Below are 20,222 nucleotides of genomic sequence, written 5' to 3'. Positions count from 1 at the left end.
CGCAAAATCATCTATTTTTTTCAAGAAAAAACGGACTAACAATCCTTATCCTCTATATCCAAATTAGTCATTTTTTCGGTAGCGGTGAAGGGATAGTCCGGGTATTCGTAGAGGCTGAAGTGACGCTCTGTTTTGCCTTCGCAATAGTTCCAGATAGAGGTGTATTCGTTCATGTCCTCTCCCATCTCTTTTAGCTGGCGAAGGTAGGCGGCTATGGACTTATTTTCTACGATGTATACCTGTCCCAGTTTGTTGATGATGGGGCTGTGTTTGCGGCTGGCATCATGATCGAACCTCAGGATTCGTTTTCCTTCTGCTGTGATACCTACTGTTACAAAGGTCATACTCTTTCCGATACCAGGAAGATTCAGTACACTCCGGTCGGTTCCGGCAAAGAGTAGCTTATGCTCTTTCAGGAAGCGGGACAGATACTTTCCCAAAGGGCGTTTGCTCTTGATTATGGTATCTAGTTCTCCTCGTATCTCCTTTGGAATCAAGCCGAAAACCTTCTCTTCTTTCTCTTCCTGCAACGAACGGCTGTTGGGGGTAAATATGGCATAATTCTCTCGGAAGCCTTTTACCGAGAAGGTGTAATAGCACACCACTCCTACCGAATTAAGCATCTGGCGCAACTTAGCCGTATGTCCGCGACGTGAGGCCGCCACATTATACACCAACTGATTGGTGATCGTCCAGCCGGCATCCTGTATCTTGCGGATAGCCTTTTCCGCTTCGGGAGTCACTTCCAGCGGCGATTGGAAATGCGTTTGAACATAGAACTGGGAAATGCCTATCAGCGAAGCTTTTTCTTTGAATTCGCGCAGCACTTCTACCAAGTCGTCTGTAATCCGCAAGGGGAGATACGCCAGTAGGCGGCTACCCAGGCGCACACGTTGCAATTCGGCGTATTTCTCGCCATCCGGACGAAATTCGTTCGCTTTCTTCTTTCGCAAAGCCATTTTATAAACGGCCTCTAATATCTTCCGCAGAGTAGCATTCTGGCTCATGAAGGCATCCCCGCCGGTAATCAGGATATCCCGCAATTGGGCATCATCCTCAAAGTATTGCATCAGGCGGCGGAGCTTCTTATCCCAGGTTTCCTTCGGCTTAAGTGCCTCGAAGTCGAAGTTCAGACGTTCACTCTGGAAGTCGTACATCCGCTGGCAGGAAGCACACAGGCCTCCGCAAGCCCTCCCCATGGAGTCGGGAATCAATATCGCTACTTCGGGATAGCGTCGATGGATATTATGCCCTTCCGGCACCAGCCATCCGGCAGCATTCGGCTCTCCGCCTACCACCACATCTTCTTTCTCCCAGGCTTTTATCTCTCCATACGTATCCACCAATTCGTCCGAATAAAGGATATAGGAGCGGATAGTAGCATCATCATAACCCTCTTTACCGGGATTAAGCAGTGAAAGATAATAAGGGGTGACAAAGAAAGGCATGCCTTTCTTCTTAGCTCTCATCAGCATTTTCAGGGTTTCTCCCGACAAGGAATTATCCAGGAAGTAATTCAACTCTGTAGGGCTTTTTATGGCCATAGACAGATGAAAACGGCTGGTATTCCACCATTCGCTCACCAATGCATACTTTTCTTCATACGTCAGCGCTTCATCAAAGTAGTATCTGGACGAAGCAGCATGTCTTCTTTCAATCCGTTTGATAAGCCCTTTAATGATCCTATCTTTGTTGGCCTGCCGTATCGCTATCACCTCTTCGTCCAGCCCCGTAGGCCAACGATTCATCTGCCGGCGTACCAGGTTCCGGTCCGGTTCAGCTACCACCGGATTATCCAACAATTTAAACTGATAATACAAGTCGATAAACAAATCAATGGAAACAGGCTCCATCGGGCGACAACTAAGGAATTGCCAGAAATAGGTAATCGTAGAAACAGGCATCTGCTCACCCGTCGACAGTTCATCAACCGTTGTATTGTCATAGTTGATCAATAACAAAATCCGTTTGATAACCTTATTCCTCCCGCTGTTTTCTGAGACAGGGTCTAACTTTGATGAGACATAAAAACGCAGAGCATCCTTAAAAAGCTCACTAGTTTCACTTTCTTTTGCCAGCGAAACAAGTTCCGGAAAGTTCTGTTCTATCTTTTTTCTTAAGCGGGTAAAATCACTAATTAACGAGTTTATTTTCAGCATCTGAAACAAATAGTTTTTGTTGATTAGAAACAATTATATTCACATATAATATGAGTGAGTCAACAAATATAACAAAAAAAACGGAAAAATCATAATCCAAGATACCGAAAAAGTCCGAGCGGACTTATAAATGGATAACCCCTTGCAAGCCGACAGGCGCAGCTCGGGCTTATCAAAACCCAAGTCCTTCGAACTTTCTAACACTATTGATTATCACATCGTTGCGAGTTCCACTTATTTTTATTAGGTGAAACTTTGAGTTTCACCTGATTTATACTCAAGTATCACTGCGATGATCTTTAAGTATTATCGCGGTGATCCTTTAAGATCTCTCGGGTGAAACTTTGAGTTTCACTAGTAAAGAATAAGTGGAACTACCTTCAAGCAACTAATCATTCGCCTAATAATGGACGTGGGATTTGAGGCAGTCCGACCCATTGAGCAATATCGTTGTAAGCTTTCCCTACTTTTTGAACTGTTTCTACCCTTTTCTTTATTTTTTCTGCCTTCTTATAGAGGTCGGATTCTTCATTCGTCAAATCATCAAGTACCCGTTTTACTTTATTTAATATTCCTTTTTTCTTAATCTGCTCCGGTGTCTTTAAATCTTCAGCAGATTCTAACGCGGCAACCACTTCTTCTACTTCTTCTGCTTCTTCCGCATAATCTTTGTATTTTAACGAGTCTGCTAAATCATTTAAAACTCCCTGTAAATTAATATTACAATCCTTAAAATTGAATGTATTACGCGTTATCAGATTCCCTTCCCCTCCGGTTATTACACTTTCTGCCGTGATATTGTAATTATGTATAGTTATATGAACCGGTATATATTGATTGGATATATAATCATATAAAGGTTGTTCATTGATATAGTGACTTAGTAATTGTTGATCACGTACCCATAGCGGGCTTTTTTTATCTATTTCTTGTGGGAATTCTTCGCCGCGTTCCACCCAATACTGCAATTCCGGTTTATCGCTTTTGTAGCTATTGAAGATATCATTTAGAGTGCTGCGAAGTTTATCTAAGTAGGCGGTTCTATTTGGCCCTTTCATCGATACTTGTATCATGCGGTCTTCTTCGCGTACTAAGGCGATTGTGCCTTTTTGGTCTTCTAATACTACACCGTAACGCCATACTTGATAGTTTCCTTTGCCTATTTTTTGTATGTCTTCGTTGTGACGTACAATAAAGCGTGAGATAGTATTTGGAGGTAGCGGTTGGTCGGCTTTGTAGCGGAGCATCAGGCTTTCGCCTACCGGGTAATCCGGTATGGAATCCGGGCGGTCTTCCTTCAATAAATGGGGGATAATCAGACAGCGTTCTCCGTTCGATCGATATTCATAGGCTAATTCGTATTTTTTCATTAGTTTAAAGATATCCTTGTGTTTATTTTCCGGATAACGCCCAGCATCTTCATCGGAAAAAACCTCTTTAAACTGTTGCAAAGAAATGGAATGTTTTTTTTGTTCATGCACCCAGTTAATTACTTTATAAACCCCATGGCTTATCCATTCGGGATTCAATACTAAGGTATCGAATTCTTCAATATCTTTATACCACAGGCAAACGCCTAAGGCATGTAGGTTTTGCAATAGTTCCGCCGAATTATCTACCCCATTTTCTTTGGCGATTTTTTCAAAATCTTCTTTCTTAATATTTTCTTTTCCGGTAGTGGCAAACAGTTCTTCCAATGCTGTTTTTACGTTATAGTAGTTTTCGGGGATAAGTTGGTTATTCCACGAAGGTTTGGTTCGGATATATTCGGCTACCCTTTCACGGAATATATTTAAATCATCTTTGTCTTTGTCGATGGAAAAGATATAAAAGCCCCTGTCTTTAAGGATAGGATATTTATCACGTAATGAATTAATGGGGATATCCGGTGTATGATTATCAAACTTATTAACCAAGATAATAGCTTCGGAATTTCCACCATAATTTTTCATGTGGTCGAGCCAATATTCGGGCTCTTCTTCTTTCCTGCCATTTAGTACAATAATATAAAGGCTTCGCTCAGACAAGAAAAACTGATGAGCGGCATGTGTTACGGTATGCCCAGCAAAGTCCCATATATGGATATTCATTTGTTCGTTCGGCAATTGCCATTCGGTTGTATCTACTCCCCGGGTACTTTCATGCCCTTCTGTCATAAATGCATCCGGGTCTTTTAGACGACGTGCCAGACAGGTTTTGCCAGCTCCTTTATCCCCTAAGATGATAATTCTGGCTTCATTTAGGTTTTTAGCACCTTTCGTTTCCATACCTTCCAGATACTTGGCAACAGCTGCTGCTCCCCTATTTCGAATTTCAACGGGTACATTTATGCGTCTTTCAAACGCTTCCAGATCTAATTCAAAACCGCTTTCGAATAAATTGGAATATAATTTGCCCCAATATTCACAACCTTCTTTTTTTAGTGCTTGCTGGAAGTTGCCCCATATTTTACCGTATATTTTTATATCTGTACTTCCACCCGTTTTTATATCTTGCAAGATTAATTGTTGGATATTGTTTTGTAATGATTTGCCATTAGCGGCTCTGGAGGTATAGGAGGCAACGATGCTAGCGGTGCTGACGGCGGTGTTGTTGTAGGAGGCGTAAGCAGCATTGGTGATGGCGCTGGCGGCATAGGTGGCACTGGTGGCGGTGGTAGTGGTGGTGGCAGCAGCAGTGTCAGCGATGTTAGCGGCAGCAGCTCCGGCAACGACACCAGCTCGGCCAGTACTTACATCTACCGCATAAAATACCGCATATAAATGTTTTTGTCTGTCCTTTGGTTTCCAAAAATCAAAATGTCCTTCACTTCCTAAAAAAGGAAGGGCACGTACAGCACATCGCCAAGCAAAATGGACAATTTCTTCTCTGTCTAATTTTTCTAATTCTTTTCTGACTTGTCTTTTGAATGCATCGTTATCCATCTTTAATGAATGTTAGGGTTTGTTGATTTGTATGAAATAATCAGTTTTGCAAAATAGTACTTTTCTATGGCTTTGAGGGAAGTGTCTTTATGTTTAACAGCAATTTCCCCTTTAAGAATGAGCAGGGGGTGTGTTGTCTTTGGAAGGCTTGCTTCGCTCGTCACACACCCCTAACCCCTCTCGAGAGGGGAATTTTCTAACTTCTAACTTCCAACTCCTAACTTCCGGCTTCTTTGAAGAGTTCGTAGGCTTGTTCGGGGGTTAGGTTATTGTGGACTACGGCGTGGACGGCTTGGATCATGGCGGCTGGGGAGGTGCTTTGGAAGACGTTGCGGCCCATGTCTACGCCTGAGGCGCCATCGTTTATGGCTTTGTAGCAGAGCTCCAGGGCTTCTTTTTCGGGGAGCTTCTTTCCGCCTGCTATCACTACGGGGACGGGACAGGCGGCGGCTACTTTCTCGAAGCCTTCGCAGTAGTAGGTTTTTACGATATTGGCTCCGTTTTCGGCGCAGATGCGCGAGGCCAGGCCGAAGTAGCGGGCATCCCGGGTCATTTGTTTGCCTACAGCCGTAACTCCCATCACCGGAATATTGTAGCGGCTTCCCATGTCTACTGCCTTGTAGAGGTTGGCTACCGTTTTGGCTTCAAATACAGGATCGCCAATGGAAAGCATCACTGCCATAGCCGATACGTTCATGCGAATGACGTCTTCAATGTCTATCAACACGTTGTCGTTCAGCTCTGTAAGGATGGTTGTCCCGGCATCGGAACGAAGACAAATCGGTTTGTTGGTGTTGGGCGGAATTACCGATTGCAGTATGCCGCGCGTACACATCAGGCAGTCGGCATATTCGATCAGCGGAATGATACTCAGGTCGATACGCTCCAAACCTGATGTAGGCCCCATGATGAAGCCATGATCGAAAGCTAGCATCACTGTTCGACCTGTTTTCGGATTGAAAATACGCGACAAGCGGTCTTTCATCCCCCAGGGAAGATTAGCTCCTCCCTTTACATGGTATTCTTGTTGGCCGGCAGCCATCCCTATCTCGAAATTGCTACCTTCTCTTAAATCATCTAAATCTGCCATAAAAATAAGTTTACCCCCCGCCCCCTAAAGGGGGGGGAAATGAATATTAATAATGCCCCCCCTTTAGGGGGTTGGGGGGTGCAAATGCACAAAAAATGCCGCTCCAGGAGGTGGCGCCGCTGTCTGCATGGCCGATGGAGCGTTCGCCGTAGTTGCGGGCGCGTCCGTAGTTGGCTTTCATGTGGACGGTTTGGGCTGCTCCTTCTGCCGCTGCTTTTGCTGCTGCTTGGAATAGTTCGCTGATATCGTCGGAGACTGAGGCCTGCATGGCTTCTACGGCCGGGATCAGGGCATCCATCATGGTTTTGTCGCCTTTGCGAGCCTGCGTTTGCTTCTCTACATTGGCCAAACCGCCGGAAAACATCGATTTCACCGCTCCGGCATCCAATTGGTTACCGGAGGCATGATCGCTCATTCCCAGGAAGAAAGCCCCCAATAAGGTACTGGTAGAGCCGCTTGTTTCAAGCATGATGCCAAAGCCCATATCGTTGAGCATGGAGTTGAACTCCGTGGCGCCTTCCGATGCTTTTACAGCAGCAGAAAAGGCTGTAACCATGGCTGTTCCATGATCTCCATCGCCCAGAATAGCATCCAGGCGGGAGTATTCGTCTTCATGCTCCCGGATATGCTCCAACGCCCGCTGAAGCATGGCTTTAAAGAGGTCTATTGTCAGGTATTTCATGCGTTATTTACCTATCGTTGTCCAGTACGGGGCATCCGCTTTCTTGTTGTTCAGATAATTGATATGATCTTCGTCGAGGATAGCCATTATCATCTGGAAACCAGCTTGTTCCTGCACTGTTAGGATTTCCTGTATACGGCTTGATACCACCTGCAATTCACGCGCTTCCAACTCCTGATAGGCTTTCCTGAAGATGATATTATGCTCCATCTGGGTGGTAGCTCCTGTTCCGTTGATAATGAGCAATAGCTTATCTCCGGCCTTGGGTTTCAGTTGCCTGCAAAGCAGGTCTACCATCTCAGCAGCCGTTTCATCTGCCGACACCAAAGGCTTTTGTCCGCCTCCGCCTTCGCCATGCTGCCCCATACCTATTTCCATGATACCGGGAGGCAAATCCGAGATCAGGGCATTGTTCTGAGGGTGTGTACACTTCCCTGTAGCAACCGCCAGAGTAGCGATATTCTTATTGAAACGCTCGCCTATTTCCAGTAATTCATCCAAGGATTTACCTTCTTCGGCAGCAGCACCTAATATCTTGAACAAAGGCACACAGCCCGCCAGCCCGCGACGATCCTCTTTCGGAGCATCAATACCGGCGCTGATATCGTCGTGCGTAAGCAGTTGTTTTACTTTGATACCGGCACGTTCCGCCAGTTGGCAAGCCATATTGGCACTCATTACATCACCCGAATGGTTCAATACCACCAAGAGGATACCTGCTTCGCGCTTCATCAGTTGCAAAGCCTGGAAAAGGCGTTGGGCACCCGGAGCAGCAAACACATCCCCTACAACGGAGCAATCCAGCATTCCTTCGCCCACAAAACCACTCAGAGCCGGTTCATGTCCCGATCCCCCTAAGGTTACAATAGCTACTTTCTTCTCGTCTTTCGAATGGGCGCGAACAATGATATTCTCACCCCCCAGTTTCACTTTGTCAGGATAACAAAGCACATAACCTTCCAGCAATTCCGGCGTAATCCGCTCCGTACTGTTTATAAATTTTGTTTTCACGTTGTTCTTTTTTTGGAACACGCAGAACGAAGAAAGCAGAACGGGAAAGATCTCCTTCGTACTGCGTGTTCCGTGCTGCGTACTGCGTTATTATTTAATTTCCATAATCTCGATGGGGATACCTTCTTCTTCTATGAAGGCGATTGTGAGGTGCTCGTCGCATACCATCGGAGGGAAAATGATGTTTTTTCCTTTTAGTTCTTCTTCGATGGAAGGTACGGTATAGGCCAGGTGTGTCTCTTTCTGAACCAGTTCGGGGAGGATGCTTCCCTTTTCAAACTTCAGCCACTCAATTTTGTTGGGGCTTTGGCTGATATCCGTCAGCCATACGCTCAGTACTTCATTGTACATCGCTCCCTCCTTTTTCTCGTTGGTAATAATACCCAGATGATGAAATGTTCTCATAATAATAGATTTAGAAAAAATATTTGTTTTTTTAGTTGAAAATTATCCGTAAGAGTGCATGCCGCTAAGTAAATAATTCACGCCAAAATAGGTCATTAACACAGAAGCAAAGGCTATTACGGATGCCAGGTTAAACAACCAGGGGTTGTCCCACTTTTTCACCAATCGCAAATGAATCACAATGGCATAGACTATCATCGTAATCAAAGCCCAGGTCTCCTTCGGATCCCAGCCCCAATAACGCCCCCAAGACTCATTCGCCCACACAGCCCCCAGGAAGGTACCAACCGTCATCAACGCCAAACCAATCAATAGCGACATCTCATTTACGATAGATAACTCTTTTATTATCGGAACACGCAGAACGGAGAACGCAGAACGGGCAGTTTCTTCCTTACTGCGTGCTGCGTACTGCGTACTGCTAAAAATAAGATTGCTGATTCCTAAGAGAAAGCTAATGCCAAAGAAGCCATAAGCCGCAACGATGACGGCTACATGGAACATCAGCCAGGGGGATTTGAGGACAGGTACTAAAGGGCTTATCTGGGGGTTCATCCAGTTCATACCTGATACGAACAGGATAATACCACCAAAGAGAGTAGCCAGGGCAAAGGTGATCGGGCTTCGGCGGATGAATAATAAGCCACCCAATACAGTAGCCCAGGATACGTAGACCATTGTCTCGTACGAGTTGCTCCAAGGTGCATATCCGGCTATATACCAACGCAATCCCATACCCGATGTATGCACCAGAAAGACAAATACTACAGCTATCGTCAGAAGCCACTTTACATACCCCATCCATCCGGACTTTTTGAATAATAGGATGAATGAAAAGATTAATAAGATCCCCCCCAGCATCAGGTAATACTTCTTGCAGTTGTTGAAGATATGCCATTTGTTGTAATTCAGCTCTGCTTCAATCTTTTTAGGGTTTATATCCAGTGATTTATTCTTGGCTTGCTGATAGGTGGAGATCATATCCAGAACTTCGTCTGCTTTTTCCCAGTTTCCTTCTTTCAGGGCAGCCTGCACCTCCATCAGATACCAATCCATCACACGCGAAACAAACATAGAGTCTTGTCCTGCAAAAGCCGTCAGATCGTCTCCGGAAGCATACCACTTGTGGTTCGGATCGTCTTCTTTGGGGAAAAGGTTCAGCATCTGGTGATGGAACAACTGGTAAAGGATATTGATCTGTTCATCCAGCTTCATCAGGTCTTTATCAAACTTATTCCGCTGGGCAGGCATCTTGCTGTAAGCCTCTTCCAGCTTTTGTTGCAGTTTATAGTTACCGTTGCTGTCAAAAGCCTCCAGATAAGAGCATTCGCCTTCCGACAAATCATAGAAATAAGCCAGTTCCTTGTTTGGAAGTGTGATAAAGGGAACCTGCATCCACATATCCGGCATAGACAGCAAGCTCAGCAAAAACTGATCCGAATTGAGCTTACCTAGTGTTTCAGACTTATGCAATTTACGAAGAACTTCCGATGAAAACGTGTTTACAGGCATCATACGCCCGCTGTATGACTGCATCGGCAAGGCTCCGAAACGAGCCGCATGCGCAGCATCTACAGGGAACTTCTGCACAGCATCAGCCATAGACATCTCCGGACGGGCAGAGAGTTGGAAAGCCGCAGCAAACAGCATCAGGAGAGCGATAGCTGCCGTCTTCCGTACTTCAGTCAGGCGGCGGCTCAACTGCCGGAAACGGGAATTCCGTCCGACAAGACAAAGTACCAAGCCGAGCGTCAGGAAAAAGTAGCCTGTATAGGTAACATTCCTTCCTGCCACATCTTTATTGACAGACAAAATTGTACCCTTTTCATCCTTGTCATACGATGCCTGGAAGAAGCGATAGCCTTTTACATCTAACACATTGTTCATATAAATAAGCGCCTCCTGCGTGTTCCCGTCTACATGCACCAGCACTTTACTCTCGTAAGACGAAGGGCTGGACGAACCGGGATACCTTGTAAGCGTAAACTTCTGCAGCTCTACCGAGAATGGCAAGGTATGATAATGAGTCCCTTTGGAGGTCTGCACCTCTATCTGATTGCTGCTATGCCCTTCGCGCAAGTGCAAAACACCTTCCTCTCCGAAAAGATGGGATATCATAGCTCCCAGCAGAATGACAACAAAAGAGAAGTGTACCAGCAAAAAGCCCCATTTTTTCCTTTTAAGCAGCCGATACTTCAGCAAAGCCGCTATAAAGTTGACAACCAGTAGAAACTGTAATAGAAAGAACAAAGGCGAATAATACACAATCGTCTTGGCTGCTACCGTACCATGGTACTTCTCAATAAAGGTAGCAATAGCCAAGCCAAAAGCATAAATAATTAATAAAACAATGGTTGTTACATAAGAGGATGCCAGTCTTTCTACACGTTTCATATTCATTTGTTTAATCTTCAATAATCACCCTGAAGCCCACATTATGAACGCGTTGCCAAGGATAGTAGGCTTTACGCGCATAGGCCGTTGCGTATTTCGGACGATCAATATACGAACCTCCTCTTACAACTTTGTATTTTGAAGATGTTTTAACTTTTTCATTATAGGGATACGGCAGGTAGTCGGAACGAGTCCATTCGGCTATATTTCCGTGCATGCTGTATAAGCCAAACGGATTGGCCTGATACTTCTTCGAGTCTACCTGTATCATACTCCCGTCATCTACACTCTCTTCCTTGGGTAGATAGCTTTGGTAGGGATACCAGGGGTTGTCTTTCGACATGGGCTGCGGATCCACTCCTATCACAGCCATCTTGTTCAGTTGGGCATCCGCCATGTTTTCATATTTACTGAAATCACTGTTCAGGTTGCCAAACCAGAAATCGTCTCCACTTCCGGCACGACAGGCCCATTCCCACTGAGCTTCCGTAGGCAGACTTACCTTCTCCCCTGTCATCTCACTTAGCTTCTGACAATAGGCCAGGGCATCTTCATAGCTCACGCGTATTACGGGTTGGTCCGGTAGATTGGCAGGATAGCCGGGTGTGGTATGATCTTTCCATTGCTGGTCTGTATAGCGACTATCGTGTTCGGGGCAAACGACATTGTATTGCTCATTCGTCACCTCTATTTCTGCCATCCAGAACGACTTGCCGATGTTTACCTTGGCGGTTGGCTGGTTATCCTCAGCCCCGTTGTAACTACCCATCACAAACTGTCCGGCGGGCACTCGTACAAAGCGCATCACCACTCCGGGAGCCAGGTCAACCTCCTTGCGTGTCCTTCTTTCTTCGGCTTGTAAAGATTTAGCTGATTCTGCCAGAAGCGGCCAGCCTGGAACTCTTACTTTCTTTTCGCTGACAGGCGGTTTCCGTACCGGAAGTTCAGGAGTAATGGGTCCCTGTTCTTTCAGATAAGCCGCATAGTCGGCTATTTCCTTCTGCCAGTCTACACCAGAGCCACAACCATATTTATCCGTCAGTTCAATGCGACGAGCAATCTGGTCATAGCCTTTATACGGGAAGCCATCATAAGGATTGGCCTTGAAATATCCCTTGTCCGGCACATTATAGTCAATCCAGTTATAAAGCACCCGCCATTCGCTGTCTGTTAGTTGCACATTATAGTGCCCGGTCTTCAGCAGACGCACCAATTCACTGGTATTCGGATGGTATTCATAGGGTTGCAAGACGATCATATCTGCCTCCGGCCCTTGTCGATGCGTATAGGGATGCAGTTGCAGATAAGCTGTGCTGTACCCTCTCTCGTCCTTCTTACCTCCGCGCAGATCAAAGGCTTTGCCCTCACCATGATGGCAGCCTACACAAGCCCGATCGAGCACCGGTTGCACTTCCAGATCAAAGGTAAACGAACGGATACCCCCTTCCGGTTGCTTTAGCTTTACAGGCGCTTTTTGCGAAGCAATTACCCGTTTGGGTACAGGTATCTGGTTCTGGTCTTCATGACAGCCTACACACGAAACAATCTCGCCCGGCATACCAGTAAACCAACTCCTCATCCATTGTACGGCAGCCCCATCTTCGTCCAGTGGTTGGATAGAGACAGGCGTATTGGCCGGAATCTTAAAGATAGCCGAGCCATCCTCCTCTACCGGAACCGTTCCCAGCAGGCGCTTGATATCCCAACCACTCTGGATACCCTGTGCATAATGGTCCGATTCGGTATGCAGATAGGCATATTCATAGGCATGCACGCGTAACTCTTTTACCGTGCCGCGCGGTACATTGCGTAAGCCTTCTCCTTCGTATATATCTTGTATAAAGACTGTTGCTTCTTTATCATCCAGCTTCACCCGGTCGGGAATAGCCGGAGGTGTCTTTACCTGAGCTACGGCTATCGGACTGATAAATCCGTATCCGTCTTCTTTAATCAAACAGGTTACATTGTCGAATACATCCACCAGGTACAGCCCCCACAAGTCATTGGGATTCAGCTTGGCAGACACTAGGTAATAGCTGTCATTCAGCGGTGTAGGCTTGATAAACTGCGGCCAGACATCATTCACCAGTTCATCCTTTATCAAAGGGATAACTGCCCGGTTACGATGTGGGATTTCCTGTACAATACCCGCTACTCCTTTACGAGCCTTATTTGGGTCAAACAACATCAGGCGTCCTGAACGGGCTACTCCGTGATGACCGGAAATAACACCTACAAAAGCAGAGGAATGCCCGGGTATCGGCTGTACGTCGAATGTACTGTTGGGGAACATCGCCCCGCTGCCGAACAAGGCTCTGTTGTCTGTCCCGTCCGGGTTCATGTGCATGACAATGCGCGAGAAGTAATGCGTAAGGTCGGTATATTCCCAGCGGACATACATCACACGTCCGTTGTGCATGATTACCGGATTCCAGTTAGCATCCTGGTCGAACGTCAAACGACGCATCTTCTTATCCTGAGGGTTATACAATACCATATTGCCCACCGGATCGCTCCCGCTCACACATGGAACGCCCTGGTATCCTATATTACTATTGGCTATAATGCGTCCGTCAGGTAGCCAGGTTCCATCATAAAACTCCAACTCAGGCTCTGTTGTTTCCAGCAGTGGCTTATAGCCGCTACCATCTAGTTTTACTTCAAATACATTCCAGCGCTTATCCGGCATCAGGGAAGTAAACATCACGCGGTCGGCGTCCCAGTGCAGCTTCAGATCGGCTATAGAAGCATTATGCTGAGGTTTAAATACCGAACGTGTCTTCAGACTTCCTCTCAGGTTCGACAGTTCGATGATATCGGCATCAGACTTGTCCCGCTCAGCAGATTGTTGGTTGCTCCAGTTGTTGGATTGTGTCCCCAATGAAGGGGCCATTGCCTCCCGGTCTCTGTCTCCCAGGTTAAAGCGAACCGCTACTACCTTATCTATATCGAGTAAAGGATTTGCTAACAGGATTGTACGCTTATTAGCAATTGCCCTGGTAGCATTTAATAACGACTCATCCTTATACTTGTATATATCGTCAAAACCATTCTTTACCTGCTGTTCCAGTTCATCCATCAAGGGCTGGTATTTCGCAGCATCAAAGCCTTTGATCTTCTTCATATCGGCAAAGGCCAGCTGGACAGCTTCTATATTCATCCATTCCAGTTCCGTTTGCAAGTCGCGCACCTGCTTCGCTTTCCCCAGTAGTTCATAGTAAGCACTCTGTTGCTTGGTTTTATTTTTCTCAGATGCAATCTGATCAAGAGCAAAGGCAAAATAGGTCGTATCTTTCAGGCCGACTATAACATTCCGTACATCTCCTGCCCCTATGTCTGATGAGGCTTTTGCTACACAGTATGGAGACAGGAATAATAGTATCAGCCATATGTATTTATTCATGCTAGCTCGTTTTAAGGTAAAAAAGTCTGTTATAACGAAGCCTTCGGATTGGTGAAGCGTAAGCCCGCACCATCATGATAGGAAGCCCATTCGTCTACAATAGCCCCCTCGGGACCAGCCATCAGGAAGTGGAATGATTCTTCTTTTTTCAGATGAATAACTTCACCTACGTTCTGAACCACAAAGTTCTTGCTTTTAATAGCACCATGAGTAGCCGGAATAGCCGGTGCACCGGGAGTTTCATCTCCTATCTCGGAGAAGTTATACGCCCATCCCTTCGTTACCATCCACGACTCAAATTTAGGGGCATATTCGGTCCGTACGTGTGCATGCTCCGGTATCATCTGTCCCGGCAGCAAGTAGATAGCATGCGCAAAATAGTTATGCTCCGCATCATTCACCCAGAAGATACCTCCCATACCTACATTCTCAAAATCGCCCAAGCCGAAGTCCACCACCCACATATCTTTCTCCATCAGAGGAGTAAAGGGCACTCCATAGAATTCAAACATATCCTTGAATGCCTCTATGGCAATCGCTTCATTAAATTTGCCGTCGGTATAAAAATCGGCATTTGTGTACTTTTTCACATACTTCATTTCTTTCTGATTTTTTTGATTTATCATTCCCGCATCACTTATTTCAGATGCTGTCTTTCCCGTACAAGTCACCAGTGAAAGAGCCAATGCCCCCACTGCAAGAGTTTTCAAATAAGATAGTTTTTTCATTCCCATTAATTTTATTAGGTCTATTATATCTATTATTCTATCGCGATTCCTTCTATTTCAATCAACAGTTCATCTCGGCACACATCGGCGCACATATAGGATATGGGGATCTGCAGGTTGTATGCATCCATCAACTGTTTGGAGAGTTCATAATCAGACTTGTCTTTCAAGTACACACGAAGCATCACAAGAGGAGCGCCGCCTGTAAGTTGACCGATATTTTCCATCGTGATATGCAGCTGTCTCTCCAAGCCTACTCCTTTCAGGCTTTCCTCTCCGCGAATGGCTGCCGTACCGGATATATAAACCAAGCGCCTGTCGGCAAACGTCATGCTCTTTGCCCGTTCAAATTTGGGAGTTGCTTTCTTCTTTTGCGCATGCTCCAATACCTTCTCCGAATAGGCATGTGCCGCTACTTGCAACTTATTGTCAATGGGGGTTGCAAAGGCGCTTTCCGACTTGAATACCGCTGCATCCAGGTCTACCAGAATTCCTCCCAGGTTGGCTCCAATACCCGTTGCTGCTGGATAGCCGTTGGGCCAGTCCGTTTTTGCGTAGAAATCTCCACGTGCATTGTTGAAGCTCTGGTAGTTCTGATTATCGTTCTGATAGGCTGTAATCTGTTCTATATAATTCCATTGGCGTATAATGCTGTTGATAAGGAAACCTTCCAGTTGCAGCAATTCATCTATTTCTTTGAAGACTTCTACAGACTGTACTTCTATCGGCAGCTTGATCACATCAGTCTGAAAACCTCCTGCAAACAGGAAACGCCCCTCTGTATTTTCCAATACAACATAGGGATGCCCCTTGATCTGCCGGTAACTAACAGTATCTTCCGCTTCCGGTATATAGCTGTGTACTTCCAATATCAGGGAAGCATTCAGCGGAGGTTGGGATACATACGACAGGCAGGGTTTATTCTCTCCGTAATCCTGCGATACCTTCTCCCACAAAATGGAACGGCGGGTTATGTATTCTTCGTTGGTAGTTGGGGTTCCTAAAAAGGCAAGACGCAAAACAGCCTCCCCCTCGGGTAGTTGCTTCAACAGATTTTCAACCATCAGCGGGAAATCAGCTTTCTCTGTTGAATAGATTCTATACTTTATCTTGTCACAATAATTCATCAATCCTCCTCTGTTATAATGAGTTTACGTATTCAGTAAGGGCTTCTATTTCTTTTTTTGTTATCTTTTTCCGTATACCATGTTTATGCACTTCAAAAACTTCTTCCATCGTAGCGGCACGTCCGTCAAACAGATAAGGAGCCGTACGCCATACTTCAATCAGGGTAGGCGTATCCCAGCCTTGTTCAAATTCAATATCTTCGCCTATACGATGCATCTTCATATCCGTATAGTAAGGGCCACTGTGGCAGCTTCCGCACTGATGGTTTTCAAACACCTTCCGGCCTTCTTTCGCTTTGTCCGACAAGGTACCATTCACCAGATATGGACTGGGTACAGGGCGAAGCGATTTCAGGTAATCGTCTACACAAAAGGCGCTTTCTTCGTCTATATTATAGAACTGAATGTGCGTAAAGCCTGCGTGTACGGCTATCTCGGCCGAAGCACGGATACCGGATATCATACTCGGAGGGGTAACATGGCTGTACAAAAGGCTCTTACAATTCTTTGAATTACCTACGCCATCGTTCATTAAGTCCCAATTCATCGCGTCCATCCGTCCGTCTCCGGGATGGCAGCCATTGCAGCTTTGCCATTCCTGAAAGCACTTGGTGGCATCGTTGAAATACTTTTCCCCCTTATGTTCGCGAGACTCTACCCGCCCGGGATTCATCTCCACGGCATCTGCCAGATGTGTCTTTATATCTACGATATTCAGTATGTCTGCAAAATAAGTCGGAATAAAAAGCTTTCCTTTTGCCACTAACAGTCCCCTCGGACCATTCCCTTGCAAAGGTACACGTTCTCGCAGACCATGCAAAAAACGAAGGTCATATTCTAGAGCAGACTTATCAGGATAGGCTGTAAATTTCCGCAGCATGGCCTGATGGTCGATAATACTAACCTCATGCGTGCCGGAATGGGTGATGTAGAGCTGTTCTTCGTCGCAGTCTATGCTCCAGATACCGGCAGCACCCCGTTCCGGTTCGTCTACCAATACAGAGCCCAGAAACTCCTGTTTTTTTACATCAATAATGCTAAAGGCGCTTGTATTCATCCACCCTTGCAGCAACTGGGAAGTAGGTACCGTATACCGCCCCAGATTGTGCGACACATAGACATACTGCCCGTCGGGTGAAATGCAAATTCCTCGTAAAGCGTTGCTGCCATTGGCCAGGCGAATATCTTTTACTTTCTTAAAGCTTGCCATATCTATTACCGATACACAGGCAGTTACATGATCTACATCCGCCCGTTGAGCCGGAAGGAAGTTTGCCACAAACAAGTATTTCCCATCTTTGCTGAATACGGCAGCGACCGGTTCGCGAAGTACTTTCGCAGACCGGGCTACCTGGTGGTTTTCCATATTTATTTCGCTTACCGTACCGGAGAAGCGATTACAGACATAAATGGTCTTTCCGTCAGCGCCGAAAAGCGGAGAACAGGCTCCCGAACCTGTCGGAATAACTGCTTCTACCCTACCCGACTCCAGATTCAATACCTGAAGGCAACCTTTCTTATCAAAAGTAGTAACATATGCTTTCTCTTCATCCAGTATCAAACCGGTAGGTGTTTCATCCATTGGGTACGACCTTAAAAGCTTCGATCCATCCGCTGAAAACACATCTACCCGCTTGACTCCCTTCTGGGAAAGCAATAATTCCCCTTCTTTGTTGATGGCTATACCGGTGGTAAAAAACGGAACACTATCTGCTGCTGCAAACAACAAAGAACTACAGGCTAACAAACTTGCCAACAGGCCTCTTCGCATATATTGAACAATCTTCATGGTCTATCTTTAAACTATCTTTTGCAATACCCTAACTCTGCTGATATTTGTCCCGTTATCTCCTTGATATGCATTGCCGACTCCTTGATGGCTGCTTGGCTAAGCCTGTCTTTAGGCCCCGAAATCCAGACCGCCCCGCAAGGATAGCCCGTATAATTGAATACAGGAGCGCCTACGCATATAACACCACTCAATTCCTCCTCATTATCAACAGCATACCCGTAATCCCGAACCTTTTCCAACTCTTTCAAATAGACCTCCCGGCTGGTGATGGTACGTTCATTAAAACGGGTAAACTCCATAAAACCCAGATACCTGTTACACACCGTATCTGGCAGATAGGCCATGATAGCCTTTCCCGGAGCCGAACAATGCAATTCAAACGGTTTACCCGGTGAAAGCACAAAGCGAAAGGTATGATGCCCCTGCGCCTGCTCAATAAAGATCCCTTTCGTACTGCCCAACACGCCAAAACAGGCTGTTTCCTTGATCCGGTCGCGCAACTCACGCAATCGGGGCAAGACAGTCTCCATTAGGTTATGCTCATTTAGTGAACGATAACCAAGTGTCAGTAATTTTCGGGATAATTTATACCGTTTGGTATCCTCATTATACAGAAGATACCCCAGGCGAACCAAGGTATTCAGAATACGATAAGCCGTTGTCTGTGAAATATCCAGAGATGTTTTGATATCCTGCAAGGTCTCACCGGCTGCTTGGAGCGATAAATACTCCAATACAGCAATACCCTTTTCCAGATTAGGTACCTTATAATTCTCCTCTGTTTTTTCCAGATTTGAAAGTGTGTTTTCCATATTTGAAACAAAGTTTCAGATTTGAATCAAATATATCACTCACCCAATAAACATAAGAGCCTAATGTCTAAAAATTCGTTAAGTATGCTTTATAGCATAAATAGAAAATTCGCTACAGCCACCATTTCCATGCAGGAATAATCTGGTGATGTTACAGATATTTGCTAAATTTGCCTTATTAATAAAACAAACGCCATGATGAAACGAACAATTTTAACTTTTCTTACACTTGTAATGCTTTTTACAGCTGGGATAGAAAATGTAAAAGCGCAGCAAAATAACAACAAAAAAAATGAAACTATTTTTATTTGGGGAGGTGATATTAACTTGAAAATGGTTGAATATATAGCTGATTTGACAAAAAAAGAAAGCCCGAGAATCTGTTATCTGCCGACTGCAGCTGCCGACAATCAGGATAACATTAAATATTGGGGATACATTTGTAATACATTGAAATTAGACACTGTTATTCTCAAAGTTTGGGTGAGTTCTTCAGAAAAAAATCAATCGTTTGAAGATATTTTACTTAATACAGACGCTATTGTGGTTGGCGGAGGTAATACATTAAATATGCTTGGTATTTGGAAAGCGCAAGGGATAGATGTTATCCTGAAAGATGCATTAAATAAAGGAATAATCGTAGCAGGAGGAAGCGCAGGTTCGATATGCTGGTTCCAAAATGGAATCAGCGATTCCAGACCTGTCAACTTAAGTGTCGTTGATGGACTTGGTGTTTTACCTTATAGTAATTGCCCTCACTATTCACAAGAAAACAGAAGAGACTTATATCACCGGATGATAATAGAAAAACAAATACCTTTTGGATATGCCAATGATGAATTGGCAGGAATACTTTTCAAAAATGGAAAAGCAGTAGAGTTCGTTAGTCAAAGCGATAATCATAATTCCTATTTTGTGAATATTGAGAAAGGAAAAATAAAATCTCAAAAACTGAATTCCAGAATTTTATTGAGAAAAAATGCTCTTCCGGAAGGTTCTTACTCTTCTCTGTCTGTAAACAAGAATATAAATAATTTATTAGATGTCAATGACTCATACTCTCCACTAAACGCGTATGTAATGGAAATCAAGACTACTCAACTAAATAATCCGGACATAGATGAATCGAAAAAAAACAAGAAATTGGAGATTAATGTGCCCATAATATTTCTATATAACAATAAAATAGCCGGAGTTGTAAATGATGCTTATCTTGATTCTTTTGGCTATGGGTTGTGGTACTTTTATAACCACAACGGCGTATGGACAAGTATAGGAGAAGATATTGGTGGTGAAACAGTATTAGAAAGTGAAGTCACATTCAGAGAAAAGGCTGAAATTATCATTAAACGTGCTGAAGAAAAATTGAATTGAGAGTAACAACACCCCATATTGTCTTGTGTGTAAGACAAAAAGTGTTTTTAATACCTATGCTCTAAGTTGTATTTCAAATCTTTGATCAGGAAAGTTGCTAATTTTTGTTGTTCAGGGGTAAGGTTGTTACTATTTGTGACAATTACTTTCTCAAACTCATTCAAAAAACCATACCACCCATCAGTAAGACCATTTAGATAAAGTTGTGCATCTTTCAATGATTTCTTAATACCTTCATCTTCAATCATATCAACAAGACTATTATATGACTCCCAATATTCTGATATAGTTTTCATAATCCATGTAGTTCCCATATTATAT

Annotated in this window: 14 protein-coding genes; 1 reads left to right on the top strand and 13 read right to left on the bottom strand. The window is 44.8% G+C overall.

Annotation, left to right across the window (positions count from 1 at the left end):
- Nucleotides 1-35 precede the first annotated feature (35 nt).
- The 12 genes from M2470_RS01080 to M2470_RS01025 all read right to left on the bottom strand — a co-directional run bounded on the left by M2470_RS01080 (nt 36) and on the right by M2470_RS01025 (nt 18,527).
- Nucleotides 36-2,159 (bottom strand): KamA family protein, encoded by a 2,124-nt coding sequence (locus M2470_RS01080; protein WP_280743154.1) that lies wholly within the window; start codon nt 2,157-2,159, stop codon nt 36-38.
- 392 nt (nt 2,160-2,551) lie between these two features.
- Nucleotides 2,552-5,083: a COR domain-containing protein gene (locus M2470_RS01075; protein WP_280743155.1), complete on the bottom strand. Its 2,532-nt coding sequence runs from the start codon at nt 5,081-5,083 to the stop codon at nt 2,552-2,554.
- A gap of 217 nt (nt 5,084-5,300) precedes the next feature.
- Nucleotides 5,301-6,173, bottom strand: coding sequence for a 3-hydroxy-5-phosphonooxypentane-2,4-dione thiolase (lsrF, locus tag M2470_RS01070; RefSeq protein WP_280743156.1), 873 nt, complete (start codon nt 6,171-6,173; stop codon nt 5,301-5,303).
- Nucleotides 6,174-6,219: 46 nt separating this feature from the next.
- Nucleotides 6,220-6,855 carry a DAK2 domain-containing protein gene (locus M2470_RS01065; protein WP_280743157.1) on the bottom strand — a complete coding sequence of 212 codons (636 nt, stop codon included), beginning with the start codon at nt 6,853-6,855 and terminating at the stop codon, nt 6,220-6,222.
- Between the two features lie 3 nt (nt 6,856-6,858).
- Nucleotides 6,859-7,866, bottom strand: coding sequence for a dihydroxyacetone kinase subunit DhaK (locus M2470_RS01060; protein ID WP_280743158.1), 1,008 nt, complete (start codon nt 7,864-7,866; stop codon nt 6,859-6,861).
- A gap of 90 nt (nt 7,867-7,956) precedes the next feature.
- On the bottom strand, nt 7,957-8,271 hold the full coding sequence (locus M2470_RS01055) for a hypothetical protein (protein ID WP_280743159.1): 315 nt from the start codon (nt 8,269-8,271) through the stop codon (nt 7,957-7,959).
- Nucleotides 8,272-8,313: 42 nt separating this feature from the next.
- Nucleotides 8,314-10,665, bottom strand: coding sequence for a c-type cytochrome biogenesis protein CcsB (ccsB, locus tag M2470_RS01050; RefSeq protein WP_280743160.1), 2,352 nt, complete (start codon nt 10,663-10,665; stop codon nt 8,314-8,316).
- Between the two features lie 10 nt (nt 10,666-10,675).
- Complete coding sequence (locus M2470_RS01045; protein ID WP_280743161.1) at nt 10,676-14,068, bottom strand: SUMF1/EgtB/PvdO family nonheme iron enzyme; 3,393 nt, start codon at nt 14,066-14,068, stop codon at nt 10,676-10,678.
- 29 nt (nt 14,069-14,097) lie between these two features.
- The gene (locus M2470_RS01040) at nt 14,098-14,796 is read right to left on the bottom strand and encodes a hypothetical protein (RefSeq protein ID WP_280743162.1); all 699 of its coding nucleotides are present in this window, start codon (nt 14,794-14,796) and stop codon (nt 14,098-14,100) included.
- A 32-nt stretch (nt 14,797-14,828) separates the two neighbouring features.
- On the bottom strand, nt 14,829-15,923 hold the full coding sequence (locus M2470_RS01035; protein WP_280743163.1) for an endoribonuclease L-PSP: 1,095 nt from the start codon (nt 15,921-15,923) through the stop codon (nt 14,829-14,831).
- A 13-nt stretch (nt 15,924-15,936) separates the two neighbouring features.
- Nucleotides 15,937-17,712 (bottom strand): YVTN family beta-propeller repeat-containing protein, encoded by a 1,776-nt coding sequence (locus tag M2470_RS01030; protein ID WP_280743164.1) that lies wholly within the window; start codon nt 17,710-17,712, stop codon nt 15,937-15,939.
- A gap of 14 nt (nt 17,713-17,726) precedes the next feature.
- Nucleotides 17,727-18,527 (bottom strand): IclR family transcriptional regulator, encoded by an 801-nt coding sequence (locus M2470_RS01025; RefSeq protein WP_280743165.1) that lies wholly within the window; start codon nt 18,525-18,527, stop codon nt 17,727-17,729.
- Nucleotides 18,528-18,722: 195 nt separating this feature from the next.
- Here M2470_RS01025 and M2470_RS01020 point away from each other — a divergent pair, with 195 nt between their 5' ends.
- On the top strand, nt 18,723-19,901 hold the full coding sequence (locus M2470_RS01020; protein ID WP_280743166.1) for a peptidase E: 1,179 nt from the start codon (nt 18,723-18,725) through the stop codon (nt 19,899-19,901).
- A gap of 47 nt (nt 19,902-19,948) precedes the next feature.
- On the opposite strand, the gene M2470_RS01015 is transcribed toward M2470_RS01020, so the two are convergent.
- Nucleotides 19,949-20,215: a hypothetical protein gene (locus M2470_RS01015; protein WP_280743167.1), complete on the bottom strand. Its 267-nt coding sequence runs from the start codon at nt 20,213-20,215 to the stop codon at nt 19,949-19,951.
- Between the last annotated feature and the right edge of the window lie 7 nt (nt 20,216-20,222).

It is taken from the genome of Parabacteroides sp. PH5-46, from assembly GCF_029892785.1.
Taxonomy (GTDB): Bacteria; Bacteroidota; Bacteroidia; order Bacteroidales; family Tannerellaceae; genus DFXE01.
Note: the sequence above shows the minus strand (reverse complement) of the source record. Positions and strands in the feature narration are given on the sequence as shown.

Excerpts from the sequence above, each read along its gene's own strand:
- M2470_RS01025 (WP_280743165.1), bottom strand. The coding sequence starts at position 18,527 with ATGGAAAACACACTTTCAAATCTGGAAAAAACAGAGGAGAATTATAAG.
- M2470_RS01055 (WP_280743159.1), bottom strand. The coding sequence starts at position 8,271 with ATGAGAACATTTCATCATCTGGGTATTATTACCAACGAGAAAAAGGAG.
- lsrF (WP_280743156.1), bottom strand. The coding sequence starts at position 6,173 with ATGGCAGATTTAGATGATTTAAGAGAAGGTAGCAATTTCGAGATAGGG.
- M2470_RS01040 (WP_280743162.1), bottom strand. The coding sequence starts at position 14,796 with ATGAAAAAACTATCTTATTTGAAAACTCTTGCAGTGGGGGCATTGGCT.
- M2470_RS01035 (WP_280743163.1), bottom strand. The coding sequence starts at position 15,923 with ATGAATTATTGTGACAAGATAAAGTATAGAATCTATTCAACAGAGAAA.
- M2470_RS01045 (WP_280743161.1), bottom strand. The coding sequence starts at position 14,068 with ATGAATAAATACATATGGCTGATACTATTATTCCTGTCTCCATACTGT.
- M2470_RS01080 (WP_280743154.1), bottom strand. The coding sequence starts at position 2,159 with ATGCTGAAAATAAACTCGTTAATTAGTGATTTTACCCGCTTAAGAAAA.
- M2470_RS01015 (WP_280743167.1), bottom strand. The coding sequence starts at position 20,215 with ATGGGAACTACATGGATTATGAAAACTATATCAGAATATTGGGAGTCA.
- M2470_RS01065 (WP_280743157.1), bottom strand. The coding sequence starts at position 6,855 with ATGAAATACCTGACAATAGACCTCTTTAAAGCCATGCTTCAGCGGGCG.
- ccsB (WP_280743160.1), bottom strand. The coding sequence starts at position 10,665 with ATGAAACGTGTAGAAAGACTGGCATCCTCTTATGTAACAACCATTGTT.
- M2470_RS01020 (WP_280743166.1), top strand. The coding sequence starts at position 18,723 with ATGATGAAACGAACAATTTTAACTTTTCTTACACTTGTAATGCTTTTT.
- M2470_RS01075 (WP_280743155.1), bottom strand. The coding sequence starts at position 5,083 with ATGGATAACGATGCATTCAAAAGACAAGTCAGAAAAGAATTAGAAAAA.
- M2470_RS01030 (WP_280743164.1), bottom strand. The coding sequence starts at position 17,712 with ATGAAGATTGTTCAATATATGCGAAGAGGCCTGTTGGCAAGTTTGTTA.